This is a genomic window from Streptomyces sp. NPDC054765, from assembly GCF_053612065.1.
On sequence record NZ_JBSHBP010000020.1, the window covers coordinates 1 to 11,967 of the forward strand.

General features: G+C 71.0%; 11 protein-coding genes and 2 pseudogenes. 6 read left to right on the top strand and 7 right to left on the bottom strand.

Going from position 1 to position 11,967, the window contains the following annotated elements:
• Positions 1-153: 153 nt before the first annotated feature.
• Positions 154-1,185, bottom strand: coding sequence for a class II fructose-bisphosphatase (glpX, locus tag ACWGJY_RS15305; RefSeq protein ID WP_453261280.1), 1,032 nt, complete (start codon positions 1,183-1,185; stop codon positions 154-156).
• Positions 1,186-1,420: 235 nt separating this feature from the next.
• Between glpX and ACWGJY_RS15310 the strand changes: the two genes are divergently transcribed.
• Positions 1,421-1,957 (top strand): DUF4245 domain-containing protein, encoded by a 537-nt coding sequence (locus ACWGJY_RS15310; protein WP_453261369.1) that lies wholly within the window; start codon positions 1,421-1,423, stop codon positions 1,955-1,957.
• 232 nt (positions 1,958-2,189) lie between these two features.
• Here the strand turns inward: ACWGJY_RS15310 and ACWGJY_RS15315 are convergent, their stop codons facing one another.
• The 4 genes from ACWGJY_RS15315 to ACWGJY_RS15330 form a co-directional block, all read right to left on the bottom strand.
• Positions 2,190-2,783, bottom strand: a complete 594-nt coding sequence (locus ACWGJY_RS15315) for a malonic semialdehyde reductase (RefSeq protein ID WP_453261281.1) — start codon at positions 2,781-2,783, stop codon at positions 2,190-2,192.
• 301 nt (positions 2,784-3,084) lie between these two features.
• Complete coding sequence (locus ACWGJY_RS15320; protein ID WP_453261282.1) at positions 3,085-3,381, bottom strand: exodeoxyribonuclease VII small subunit; 297 nt, start codon at positions 3,379-3,381, stop codon at positions 3,085-3,087.
• 29 nt (positions 3,382-3,410) lie between these two features.
• Entirely contained in the window at positions 3,411-4,646 is a 1,236-nt protein-coding gene (xseA, locus tag ACWGJY_RS15325; protein WP_453261283.1) for an exodeoxyribonuclease VII large subunit, read from the bottom strand.
• A 328-nt stretch (positions 4,647-4,974) separates the two neighbouring features.
• Positions 4,975-6,450 carry an APC family permease gene (locus ACWGJY_RS15330; RefSeq protein WP_453261284.1) on the bottom strand — a complete coding sequence of 492 codons (1,476 nt, stop codon included), beginning with the start codon at positions 6,448-6,450 and terminating at the stop codon, positions 4,975-4,977.
• Positions 6,451-6,533: 83 nt separating this feature from the next.
• Here ACWGJY_RS15330 and ACWGJY_RS15335 point away from each other — a divergent pair, with 83 nt between their 5' ends.
• The gene (locus ACWGJY_RS15335) at positions 6,534-7,565 is read left to right on the top strand and encodes a 4-hydroxy-3-methylbut-2-enyl diphosphate reductase (RefSeq protein WP_453261285.1); all 1,032 of its coding nucleotides are present in this window, start codon (positions 6,534-6,536) and stop codon (positions 7,563-7,565) included.
• A gap of 95 nt (positions 7,566-7,660) precedes the next feature.
• Positions 7,661-8,554: a polyphosphate--glucose phosphotransferase gene (ppgK, locus tag ACWGJY_RS15340; protein WP_453261286.1), complete on the top strand. Its 894-nt coding sequence runs from the start codon at positions 7,661-7,663 to the stop codon at positions 8,552-8,554.
• 58 nt (positions 8,555-8,612) lie between these two features.
• On the opposite strand, the pseudogene ACWGJY_RS15345 reads toward ppgK, so the two are convergent.
• Positions 8,613-9,134: pseudogene (locus tag ACWGJY_RS15345) on the bottom strand (DUF6542 domain-containing protein); the annotation flags it as partial.
• A 346-nt stretch (positions 9,135-9,480) separates the two neighbouring features.
• Between ACWGJY_RS15345 and ychF the strand changes: the two are divergent.
• From ychF to ACWGJY_RS15360, 3 genes are all read left to right on the top strand, one after another.
• Complete coding sequence (gene ychF, locus ACWGJY_RS15350) at positions 9,481-10,569, top strand: redox-regulated ATPase YchF (protein ID WP_453261287.1); 1,089 nt, start codon at positions 9,481-9,483, stop codon at positions 10,567-10,569.
• A gap of 329 nt (positions 10,570-10,898) precedes the next feature.
• The gene (locus ACWGJY_RS15355; RefSeq protein WP_328330855.1) at positions 10,899-11,183 is read left to right on the top strand and encodes a hypothetical protein; all 285 of its coding nucleotides are present in this window, start codon (positions 10,899-10,901) and stop codon (positions 11,181-11,183) included.
• On the top strand, positions 11,165-11,578 hold the full coding sequence (locus tag ACWGJY_RS15360; RefSeq protein WP_453261288.1) for a DNA-binding protein: 414 nt from the start codon (positions 11,165-11,167) through the stop codon (positions 11,576-11,578). Before ACWGJY_RS15355 ends, ACWGJY_RS15360 begins: the two co-directional genes overlap by 19 nt.
• 66 nt (positions 11,579-11,644) lie before the next feature.
• Here the strand turns inward: ACWGJY_RS15360 and ACWGJY_RS15365 are convergent.
• Positions 11,645-11,783 (bottom strand): annotated as a pseudogene (locus ACWGJY_RS15365) (response regulator transcription factor); the annotation flags it as partial.
• Between the last annotated feature and the right edge of the window lie 184 nt (positions 11,784-11,967).

Sequence of the window (11,967 nt, forward strand, 5' to 3'; positions counted from 1 at the left end):
CCCACCGATCGGCAGATAGGGCTCGATGAACTTCCACTGACTGTCGGTGAGTTGCCTGCGCGTCACACCCAGCTTCCTACCGGGTTCCGTCCCCATGCGGGGACGGAACCCGAAGGTTGATCACAACCACACACAGGCCCTAGCGGCCGGCCGCTAGCTGGGGCGCTCGAAGTCCACCGAGCTGTAGGCACGCAGCTTGGACAGCCGGTGCTGGGAGTCGATCTGGCGGATGGTGCCGGACTTGGAACGCATCACCAGGGACTGGGTGTAGGCGTTCTCGGCGCGGTAGCGGACCCCGCGCAGCAGTTCGCCGTCGGTGATGCCGGTGGCGACGAAGAAGACGTTGTCGCCGCGGACCAGGTCGCCGATCTCCAGCACCTTGTCGAGGTCGTGGCCGGCGTCCAGCGCCCGCTGCCGCTCCTCGTCGTCCTTGGGCCACAGCTTGCCCTGGAAGGCGCCGCCCAGACACTTCAGCGCACAGGCCGCGATGATGCCCTCGGGCGTACCGCCGATGCCCAGCAGCAGGTCCACGCCGGTACCCTCGCGGGCCGCCATGATCGCGCCGGCGACATCGCCGTCAGAGATGAACTTGATCCGGGCCCCGGCCTCCCGGACCTCCTTGACCAGGCCGTCGTGGCGGGGCCGGTCCAGGATGACGACCGTGACATCCTCGACCGCGGACTTCTTCGCCTTGGCGATCCGCTTGATGTTCACGGCCACCGGCGCCGTGATGTCGACGAAGTCCGCCGCCTCCGGGCCCGTGGCGAGCTTGTCCATGTAGAAGACCGCGGACGGGTCGAACATCGAGCCGCGCTCGGCCACCGCCATCACGGACACGGCGTTCGCCATGCCCTTGGCGGTCAGCGTCGTACCGTCCACCGGGTCCACGGCCACGTCGCACTCCGGGCCGGTCCCGTCACCCACGCGCTCGCCGTTGTAGAGCATCGGGGCGTTGTCCTTCTCGCCCTCCCCGATGACCACGACGCCGTTCATCGAGACGGTGTGGATCAGGGCGCGCATGGCCTTGACCGCCGCGCCGTCCGCGCCGTTCTTGTCACCTCGCCCCACCCAGCGGCCCGACGCCATGGCGCCGGCCTCGGTCACCCGGACGAGCTCCAGGGCGAGGTTGCGGTCCGGCGCCTCGGGGCTGACCTCGAGTTGGGACGGGAGATGATGCTCGCTCATCGAGCGCACCTTTCTGAACGGCGACGGCCGTGAGGGAATGAGGGTGGCTGTGCGGGGGTGCGGGGGTTTCCCCCGGAGGTTCACAGTATCTCCAGGCCGCCAAAATGAGCAGTGGGCCCTACGCATGAGCACAGCCGGAGGAGCCGTCCCCTGGCCGTCCGCACGTGTGACGGTCTTTGCCGGGGGGCCTGTCAGGGCCGCTGCGGGGATGGGGGACCATAGGGGCGTGGCAGGTATGCGAGGCAGGCAAACGGTGCGGGACATGGTCCTGTCGCTGGCAGTGATCGGCGCCCTGGTCGGGGCGATCTACATCTTCATCCCGCACGACGAGAGCGCCGACGCGGCGAAGAACGCGGTCAAGGCGGTCGACTACCGCGTCGAGCTGGTCACGGCCCGGCGGGCGGCGCCGTACGCGGTCGCCGCGCCCGAGGGGCTGCCCAAGACCTGGCGTGCCACCTCCGTCTCGTACAAGGCGAGTGACGACGGCAAGGGCGGTGCCTGGCATCTGGGCATGCTCGACCCGGAGCAGGAGTACGCGTCCGTCGAGCAGAGCGACGCCATGCCGCGGAAGTTCATCAAGGACGTCACGCTCGGCGCGGCCAAGGCCGAGGGCAAGCAGGCCGTCGGCAGCAAGAAGTGGGACCGCTACAAGGGCGACAAGTACAACGCGCTGGTCCGCGAGGAGCCCGGGGTGACGACGGTCATCACCGGCACCGCGCCCTACGGGCGGCTCGCCGATCTGGCCGCCGCGCTCGTGGCGAAAAAGGGCTGAGAAGAAGGGCTGAACGGCGCGGACGCCGGTCAGGACAGCGAGGAGGCCGCCGTACCCGGGAGGGTGCGGCGGCCTCGTCGTTTCCACCGGCCGGCGTCGCTGCGGGGTCCCTGCGAAGCCCTTACGGGTGCCCGCGGAACGTTGGCGGCTTCCGTGTGACCTCGGCGGGTTTGCTGCGGAACCTCGGCGGGTTTCCTGCCACACCTCGGCGGGATTGCCGTGGAGAGTCCGCTCAGACGGTGGCGACGGCCTCGTCGAAGGCCAGCCGCGGGGAACGCGGGGAGAAGGCGTCGGTGCCCGGCTTGCCGAGGTTGATGACGAGGAAGGACTTCTGCTTGCCGTCGCCGAAGAACTCCTTGTCGATGCCGGTGAAGTCGAAGCCGGTCATCGGGCCGGCGGCCAGGCCGGCGGCGCGGATGCCGACGATGAAGTAGCCGGCCTGGAGGGTGGCGTTCTGGGTACCGGCGACCTCGCGGCCCGCGGCCTCGGAGAAGAAGGCGTCCTTGATGCCCGGGGCGTGCGGGAAGAGCTGCGGCAGCTTCTCGTGGAAGTCCAGGTCCACGGAGAGGATCGCGGTCAGCGGCGCGCTGAGGGTCTTCGGGCCGTTGGCGCCCATGGCGTGGTTGACCAGGCGCGCACGGGCCTCCTGGGAACGGACCAGGGTTATCCGCAGCGGCGACTGGTTGAAGGCGGTCGGGCCGAACTTCACCAGGTGGTAGATGGCCTGGACCTGCTCGTCCGTCACCGGCTCGTCCGTGAACGTGTTGGCGGTCCGGGCCTCCCGGAACAGGAGGTCCTGAGCGGCGGCGTCAAGGGCGAGAGACATAAGGGCACCTCGGTGAGTGAGCGGGGTTTCAGGCTCTGTGGTGCTGCAGACGGTAGCGATCATGCAGCCACTACAGGGGGCGATACGGGAAACCACTGTAATCCGGATAGATTAAAATTCAACTAAAACGGGGGTGTTGTGAGGCGGTTCACAGTGATTCGCCTCGCCCTTCGTGGGCGGAAGCGGCCGGCTCGGGGCCTTTCGCGGGCGCGGGCCACCGCTACGCCGTGGCCTGCCCGGCCTCCGCCTTCGCCTCGGCCTCCGCCGTTCCTCGTGGTCTGCCGCTCCGCGCGCCCCGCCGCTACGCGCGCTCCGCCTCCGGCCCGTCCGGCGGCTCCGCCAGCGCCGCGTCCAGCCGCGCCCGCGCACCGTCCAGCCAGCGCCGGCAGACCTTCGCCAGCGCCTCGCCGCGCTCCCACAGCGCGAGCGACTCCTCCAGCGTCGTGCCTCCCGCCTCCAGGCTGCGGACGACCTCGATCAGCTCGTCCCGCGCCTGCTCATAGCCCAGCGTGGAGTCCACCGACTCCACCCGGGCCGCCGCACCGGCCGCCGCGCCCTGCTCCGCGTCCGCCGCGCCGTCCGTCTTCGCCTTCGCCATGTCTGCCACCCTAAGAGTCTGTGTGTGCACTATTCGGGGGGTGTGACGGCGCCCGGGACGCCGTCCACCCGCACGCGGAACTCACCCTCGGCCACCCGGGCCCGCAACCCGTCGTCCGCGCCGACCTCGTCCGGAGAGCGCACCGCCGTGCCGTCCGGCTTCTGCAGGACCGCGTAGCCGCGCTCCAGCGTCGCCTTGGGGGAGAGCGCCACCACCCGGGCCAGGGTGTGCGTCAGCTCCGAGTCGGCGCGGTCCAGCAGATGCCCCACGGTCCGCCGGCCGCGCTCCAGCAACGCCGTGACCTGCTCCTCGCGGTCCTCGACCATCCGCTGCGGCCGCTGTATGGAGGGCCGCTGCAGCGCCGCCGCGAGCCCCCGCTCCTCCCGCTGCAGAAAGCCGTCGACGGCGCGCAGCGCCCGCTCCCGCAGCTGCTGGACCCGGGCCAGCTCCTCGCCCACGTCGGGCACCACCTTCTTCGCCGCGTCCGTCGGCGTCGAGGCCCGCAGATCGGCGACCAGGTCCAGCAGCGGGGTGTCCGGCTCATGGCCGATCGCCGAGACGACGGGGGTCACGGCCGCACTCACGGCCCGGACCAGCTGCTCGTCGGAGAACGGCAGCAGATCCTCCACACTGCCGCCGCCCCGCGCCACGATGATCACGTCCACCTCGGGCAGCGCGTCCAGTTCCTGGACCGCCGCGACCACCTGCGGGACGGCATGCACCCCCTGCACGGGCACATTGCGCACCGCGAAGCGGACGGCCGGCCAGCGGTGCCGGGCGTTCTCCAGGACATCCCGCTCGGCAGCGCTCGCCCGGCCGCAGACCAGCCCGATCAGCTGCGGCAGGAACGGCAGCGGCTTCTTGCGGTCCGCCGCGAACAGCCCCTCCGCCGCCAGCGACTTCTTCAACTGCTCCAGCCGGGCGAGGAGTTCACCGACCCCGACGGGCTTGATCTCGGCGGCCCGCAGCGACAGCTGGCCGCGCGGGGCGTACCACTCCGGCTTGGCGTGCACCACCACCCGGGCGCCCTCGCTCACCACGTCGGCGACCTTGTCGAAGACCTGGCGGTAGCACGTCACGCTCACCGAGATGTCGTACGACGGGTCACGCAGCGTCAGAAAGACCACGCCCGCGCCGGGGCGCCGCGAGAGCTGGGTGATCTGCCCCTCGACCCACACCGCGCCGAGCCGGTCGATCCAACCGCCGATGAGCCGGGACACCTCGCCGACCGGGATCGGCGTTTCCGGGGACGTAGAAACAGCCATACGAGCGAGACTAGCGGCGGGCACTGACAGTGGCGGCGCTCGCGCGGTGGGTGGCCGGCCCGGCGGCTCCGCGGCGGCACCCGCCGGGGCCTCCCACACCCGTCAGTCAGATCCCTCCCGGCCCGCCCGCACCGGCTCGCGCCTCCGCCCCGTCAGCGTCCGCCGGTCCGCCGGTCCGCCGGTCCGCACCGGCCCGCGCCTCCGCCCCGTCAGCGTCCGCCGTCCGCCCGTCCGCCCGTCCGCCCGTCCGCCCGTCCGCCCGTCCGCCCGTCCGCCCGCCCGCCCGCACCGGCCCGTGCCCTCGCCTCTCAGCCGCGCCTCCGCCCCGTCAGCCCCGCCGTCCCTCCGCCCGCACCCGCCTCCCGTACTGCACCGCCAGCACCACCAGCCCCACCACCAGCCAGATTCCGCCTGCCGCCTGCGCGGTGGCGGAGGCCTTGGCCATCACCGCGACGACCACCGTCAGCCCCAGCAACGGCACCACCAGATGCCGCAGCACGTTCCGCGCCCCGGCCGCGTCGCGGACCCGGAACCAGAACCAGCCGATCACCGAGGCGTGCAGCAGCCCGAACGCGGTCAGCGCCCCCACGTTCACGACCGACGACAGCTGGTCCAGCCCGTCGTCCCTGCGGGCCGCCCACACCGCTGCCACCAGCGTCACCAGGGCCGCCCCCAGCAACGCCCGGCGCGGTACCCCGCTGCCCGCGTCCACCTTCGACATCGCCCCGGGCAGCCGCCGGTCCCGGGCCATCGCGAACAGCAGCCGGCCGGCCGCCGCCTGCCCCGCCAGTGCCGCGAACGCCGCGCCGACGGCCTTGCTCGCCGCCACCAGGCCGTGCAGCCATCCGCCCACCGCCGCCTCGACCGTGACGTAGAACGCACCGCCCTGCTCCCCGGGCCGGGCCGCCAGCTCCGCCGCGCTCATCGGCATCAGCAGCGCCGCCAGATACGTCTGCACGGCGAACAGCACACCGGCCGTCACCAGACAGGTGAGCACCGCCCGCGCCACCCGGTCCGGCCCCCGGCCGCCCTTCCCGGTGGCCGCCGGGCCCGCGGCCTCCTCCGCGAACGACACGATCGCATCGAAGCCCAGATACGACAGCACCGCCACCGACACCGCGGCCGACACCGCATCGGCCGAGAAGCCGCCCTCGCCGGTCAGCGGTTCGGCCCAGCCGCGCTGCGCCCCGTGCACGATCAGCTCGACGACCGCCGACACCACGAACACCGCGAGCACCACGAGCTCCATCGCCAGCACCGCGAAACCGGCCCGCGCCGCCCCCCGTACGCCGCACAGGTTCAGCAGCGTCGTCACGGCCACCGCCAGCGCCGTCCACACCCACGCGGGCACGGACGGCACCAGCGCATGCAACGCGATCCCGGAGAACAGATACGCCACCGCCGGGATCAGCAGATAGTCCAGCATCGCCATCCACCCGGCGACGAACCCCGCGCCCTCGCCCAGACCCACCCGGGCATACGTGTAGACCGACCCGGCCTGCGGGGCGACCCGCACCATCTGGGCGTAGGAGTACGCGGTGAACGCCATCGCGACGGTCGCGACGAGATAGACGGTGGTGACCGCGCCGTGCGACGTGGCCTGCAGCGTGCCGAAGATCCCGACCGGTGCCATCGGGGCGATGAACAGCAGCCCGTAGACGACCAGGTCCCGGAAGGTCAGCGTCCGCCGCAGCGCACCGGGGCCGCCGGCCGCCCCCTCCCGGCCGGCGGCGGTGCCCGCTCCGCCGCCCGTCCCCTCGCCGGCCGCCCCCTCCCCGCCCGTGCCGCCGCTCGTGCCCGGCATCCTGCCTCCTCGCTCCGTGCCGCCCTCAGTCTGGGACCACGGCGCGATCTTCCGGGACGGGGCACGCCTTTACGATGGGACGCATGACTTCCTCGCCCAGCCCGACGCCCGCCGCCACCCCGGGCGAAGACGCTTCGCGCCGCAGCGGCCCGCGCAAGGTCCTGCTCGCCGCCCCCCGGGGCTACTGCGCGGGTGTGGACCGCGCCGTGATCGCCGTCGAGAAGGCCCTTGAGCAGTACGGCGCCCCCGTCTACGTACGCCACGAGATCGTCCACAACAAGTACGTCGTGAAGACCCTGGAGAAGAAGGGCGCCATCTTCGTCGACGAGACGGAGGAGGTGCCCGAGGGCAACATCGTCATCTTCTCCGCACACGGTGTGGCGCCCGTCGTCCACGAAGAGGCCAAGCGCGGCAAGCTCGCCACCATCGACGCCACCTGCCCGCTGGTCACCAAGGTCCACAAGGAAGCCGTCCGCTACGCCAAGGAGGACTACGACATCCTCCTGATCGGCCACGAGGGCCACGAAGAGGTCGTCGGCACCAGCGGCGAGGCGCCCGAGCACATCACCCTCGTCGACGGCCCCGAGGACGTCGCCAACGTCGAGGTGCGCGACCCGGACAAGGTCGTCTGGCTCTCCCAGACCACGCTCTCGGTCGACGAGACCATGGAGACGGTCGACGCCCTCAAGGGCCGCTACCCCAACCTCCTCTCGCCGCCCAGCGACGACATCTGCTACGCCACCCAGAACCGCCAGACCGCGGTGAAGCAGATGGGCGCCGCGGCCGATCTCGTCATCGTCGTCGGCTCCAAGAACTCCTCGAACTCGGTGCGCCTGGTCGAGGTGGCCCTCGGCGCCGGCGCCCGCGCCGCCCATCTGGTGGACTACGCCGAGGAGATCGACGAGGCCTGGCTGGAGGGCGTCGGCACGGTCGGGGTCACCTCCGGTGCCTCCGTCCCCGAGATCCTCGTCCACGGTGTCCTGGACTGGCTCGCCCAGCGCGGCTACGAGGACGTCGAGACCATCACGGCCGCCGAGGAGTCCATCGCCTTCTCGCTGCCCAAGGAGCTCCGCCGCGATCTGCGCGCCGAGGCCGAGGCGGCCACCGACGACTGATCCCGCCGCCGGCCGCTGCGTATTCCGGGCCATTCCGGGCCGCCCCTCGCCCCATCCCGGGGGCGCGCCGCCCCACCGACGCCTAGCCTTTTCCCATGAAGGTCTTCGGTGTGGACATCGGCGGATCGGGCATCAAGGGTGCCCCGGTGGATCTGGAGCGCGGCGCTCTGACGGAGGAGCGCCACAAGGTGCTGACCCCGCATCCGGCCACCCCGGATGCGGTCGCGGACGGCGTCAAGCAGGTCGTGGACCACTTCGGGTGGTCGGGGCCGGTCGGTGCGACCTTCCCCGGTGTGGTCACCAACGGGACGACCCGTACCGCCGCCAATGTCGACAAGGGCTGGATCGGCCTCGACGCCGCCGCCCTGCTCACTTCGCGGCTGGGCGGCGAGTCCGGCGGCAGTCCCGTCACGGTGCTCAATGACGCGGACGCGGCCGGGCTGGCCGAAATGCGCTTCGGCGCGGGCCGCGGCCGCACCGGCACGGTCATCGTGCTCACCTTCGGCACCGGCATCGGCAGCGCCCTGTTCACCGACGGCCGTCTCGTGCCCAACTCCGAGCTCGGCCATCTGGAGCTGCACGGCCATGACGCCGAGAAGCGCTCCTCCACCAAGGCCAAGGAGGACGAGGCGCTGAGCTGGCAGCACTGGGCCCACCGGGTCCAGAAGTACCTGACCCATGTGGAGATGCTCTTCTCGCCCGAGCTGTTCGTGATCGGCGGCGGGGTGAGCCGCAAGGCGGAGAAGTTCCTGCCGCTGATCGAGGACATCAGCGCGGAGATCGTGCCGGCTCAGCTGCAGAACAATGCGGGGATTGTGGGGGCCGCGATGGCTGCGTACGCCGCTCGGGCTGGCGGGCCACCTGCCGTGGACGGTTCCCCGGCCGCGGCCGCCCCCGGTCGGGTGTCCGTGGCGACGGCCGGTCCTGCGGACCGCGCGCTCCGCTCTGCGGTCGACTCGCCGGTCGGCCGGCCCGGCGCCGGACGGTGATCAGCAGCCGGCGGACGATCGCGAGCAGTGCGCAGACCAGGGTGCCGGCATAGAGCCAGCCCGCGTTCAGCGCGAGGACGGTGAAGACGCCCATCAGCAGCCCGTCGAACCCGCCCGTGCCGGGCTGGATCGGCAGCGCACCGAGCGTGAACGCGATCGGCAGGGTGACCGGCGCAACGACCAGGTCGTACGGCCTGACCCACACCGCTGCGCCGATGCCGACCAGCAGATAGCCGACGCCGTACACGGTCGGTGCGCCGCCGAACAGCAGCCGGTCGAGGAACGCCAAGGCCAGCAGCGCCAGCGTCGCCAGCAGCCAGCAGCCGAGGCCGGTGAGCTTGGCCGCCGGCATCCGGCGCCGCAGGGCGGGCGGCGGGACGGGTACCGGGCGCTGCGGCCGGGCCCGGTAGACGGTCGCGGACTCCACGCCCTCCGGTGGGGCCGGGGCGCGTCCGGGTGCCGCGGCCACGGGGGCCCGGCCGGGCGCACGGGCGGGCCCGGCCTGCGCCGGACCGCGCGCCGCGGCATGGACGACCGACGGTGCGGCCGCCGGTACGGACGCGAACCCGGAGGCCCGCATCGCGGTGAGGAAGTCGTCGTCGGGATCGGGGGCCACGGCCTCCGCGGGGCGCGGGAGCCGGGCGTCCTGGCCCGCGGGCGGCCGTGCGGACCGCGGCGGGCTGTGCTGGGGGGTGCGCGCTTCGTGTTGCTCCACTCGCCAACGGTAGGCCGCTAAGTGGGATTAACCGGTTACGGGACACGCGCTTTGGGCCGAGCTCGGTGCTGATTCGTCCGGAGCCGGGGGCCGGGCGGGGGCGGCCGGTCCCGGTGGCGGCGGCTCGGGCCCGGCCGCCCCGTAGACTGGTGGATCGGCCCCCGGGGCCGTGCCCACCCCACCGTCTCTCGCTCGGAAGTCGAGTCGCCACGTGTCGCTCACGATCGGAATCGTCGGCCTGCCGAATGTCGGCAAGTCGACCATGTTCAATGCCCTGACCAAGAACGACGTGCTGGCGGCCAACTACCCGTTCGCCACCATCGAGCCGAACGTCGGCGTCGTCGGCGTCCCCGACCCGCGCCTGGCCGAGCTGGCCAAGATCTACTCCTCCCAGAAGATCCTCCCGGCCACCGTCGACTTCGTCGACATCGCGGGCATCGTCCGCGGCGCCTCCGAGGGCGAGGGCCTGGGCAACAAGTTCCTCGCGAACATCCGCGAGTCCGACGCGATCTGCCAGGTCATCCGCGCCTTCAAGGACGAGAACGTCGTCCACGTCGACGGCAAGGTCTCGCCCAAGGACGACATCGAGACCATCAACACCGAGCTGATCCTCGCCGACCTCCAGACCATCGAGAAGGTGCTGCCGCGTCTCCAGAAGGAGTCGCGCATCAAGAAGGACGTGGCCCCGAAGGTCAAGGCGGTCGAGGAGGCCAAGGCGATCCTGGAGAAGGGCGACACGCTCTTCGCCGCGGGCATCGTCCAGGGCTCCGGCAGGGAAGAGCTGCTGCACGACCTCCACCTCCTCACCACCAAGCCCTTCCTCTACGTCTTCAACGTCGACGAGGACGAGCTGACCGACGAGGACTTCAAGAACGAGCAGCGCGCCCTGGTCGCCCCCGCGGAGGCGATCTTCCTGAACGCCAAGCTGGAGGCCGACCTCGCCGAGCTGGACGAGGAAGAGGCCCTGGAACTCCTCCAGTCCGTGGGCCAGGAAGAGCCCGGCCTGGCCACCCTCGCCCACGTCGGCTTCAACACCCTCGGCCTGCAGACCTACCTGACCGCAGGCCCCAAGGAAACCCGCGCCTGGACCATCAAGAAGGGCGCCACCGCCCCCGAGGCCGCCGGCGTCATCCACACCGACTTCCAAAAGGGCTTCATCAAGGCCGAGGTCATCTCCTTCGCCGACCTCGTCGACACCGGCTCGGTCGCCGAGGCCCGCGCAGCCGGCAAGGCCCGCATGGAGGGCAAGGACTATGTGATGCAGGACGGGGACGTGGTGGAGTTCCGGTTCAATGTGTAGTGGGTGACACATCACCACGTCGCTGATCTGGCAAACATGCAGGTCAGAAGGGGTCCGGCTCTTCGGAGACGGGCCCTTTGTTTTTTCCCGTGCTGGGATGGTGCTGGGATGGCTGACCCCTCGTCACCTGTCATCATCCCTGGTCATCCGTACCGTGCTGGGATTGTGCTGGGATGAGATGGGAACGCCCGTGCTGGGTTTCGGATGTTGCGCTGCCCGATGTGGGAGCGAGCGGGAGAGGCTCCATGTGCGCACCTTCTTCACGACTCTGAGGCTCCACGCAGGTCCGGGCGTAGCACTTTTCCTACTCTTTTGACATACTCGGGGGTATGGGTGAGACGACGTACAGCATCGGGGAAGGGCCGGCGACGCGGGTGAGCCTGTCGCTGCCCGAAGGGACCGCAGAGGCGATCCGGGCGCGGGTGGGCAAGCGGGAGTTCTCCGCGTTTATCGCTGAGGCGGTCGAGCGTGAGCTGCGCGGGCAGGTCCTCGACGAGTATTTGGCGGACTACGAGAGCCGCAAGGGGCCGGTCTCCGAGCAGGCTCGTCAGCGGGCACGGCAGGTCTTCGACGAGGTGTTCGCCGAGGAGGGCGAGTGGCCCGCCGCAAGCTGAGTCACGAGGGGACGCTGGTCCTCGACAGCGAAGGGCTCTCGAAGATGCTCGCCGACGACGAGCAGGTGGTGGCCCTGGTCGCCGAGGCGCGCTCGCGCGGTATGGAGGTCGCGATCAGTGCGCTCACCATCATCGAGGCCGTTCACGCTCGTACGAACAAGTCCCGCCTGAACTGGGTGCTCTCCGGACTGCGCGTGGTACCGGTGGGCGACGAGGAGGCGAGGGTGGCTTCGAAGTTGCTGATGGATGCTGGTTTGCACGGGCATAAGTACGCGATCGATGCGGCGGTCGCCGAGGCCGCGCTGCGACAGCACCGCCCGGTGGTCATGTTGACCTCCGATATCGACGACATGGTTAAGCTCTGCGGCGATCGGGTCCGGCTCGTGGCGGTCTGATTTCTGCGGTCGGGAGTGGTCCGGAAGGCTCTTGGGTCGGTCTCGCCCCAGACGTATGGCGCACCGTCATTCAGGCCGTACCAGGCCATTCTGGTAGGTGATGACGACGAGTTGGGCGCGGTCGCGGGCGCCGAGTTTGGCTATTTGCGCGCTGGATGTGGGTGCGTACGGTTAGGACGCTGAGGACGAGTTCTTCGGCGATCTCGCCGATGGGTGGCTTCCGGTGAGAGGAGGGCTTCGCCTGCGGCCGTGGGTGCGGATACCCGCGAGCAGTGCGTCGGTGATCCGACTCTGCATAGGCGACGGGGTGCGTGTGCCGTCGATCTTGTCGTGATCGGTTCATTTGCCAGAGCGGAGCGCTCGGTTAGACATAGGCTGAGAGATCTTGT

What these genes read in the sequence shown, in the direction of transcription:
- ACWGJY_RS15310 (WP_453261369.1), top strand. Translation starts at nt 1,421, where the DNA reads ATGCGAGGCAGGCAAACGGTGCGGGACATGGTCCTGTCGCTGGCAGTG.
- ACWGJY_RS15355 (WP_328330855.1), top strand. Translation starts at nt 10,899, where the DNA reads ATGGGTGAGACGACGTACAGCATCGGGGAAGGGCCGGCGACGCGGGTG.
- ppgK (WP_453261286.1), top strand. Translation starts at nt 7,661, where the DNA reads ATGAAGGTCTTCGGTGTGGACATCGGCGGATCGGGCATCAAGGGTGCC.
- ACWGJY_RS15320 (WP_453261282.1), bottom strand. Translation starts at nt 3,381, where the DNA reads ATGGCGAAGGCGAAGACGGACGGCGCGGCGGACGCGGAGCAGGGCGCG.
- xseA (WP_453261283.1), bottom strand. Translation starts at nt 4,646, where the DNA reads ATGGCTGTTTCTACGTCCCCGGAAACGCCGATCCCGGTCGGCGAGGTG.
- ACWGJY_RS15330 (WP_453261284.1), bottom strand. Translation starts at nt 6,450, where the DNA reads ATGCCGGGCACGAGCGGCGGCACGGGCGGGGAGGGGGCGGCCGGCGAG.
- glpX (WP_453261280.1), bottom strand. Translation starts at nt 1,185, where the DNA reads ATGAGCGAGCATCATCTCCCGTCCCAACTCGAGGTCAGCCCCGAGGCG.
- ACWGJY_RS15315 (WP_453261281.1), bottom strand. Translation starts at nt 2,783, where the DNA reads ATGTCTCTCGCCCTTGACGCCGCCGCTCAGGACCTCCTGTTCCGGGAG.
- ACWGJY_RS15335 (WP_453261285.1), top strand. Translation starts at nt 6,534, where the DNA reads ATGACTTCCTCGCCCAGCCCGACGCCCGCCGCCACCCCGGGCGAAGAC.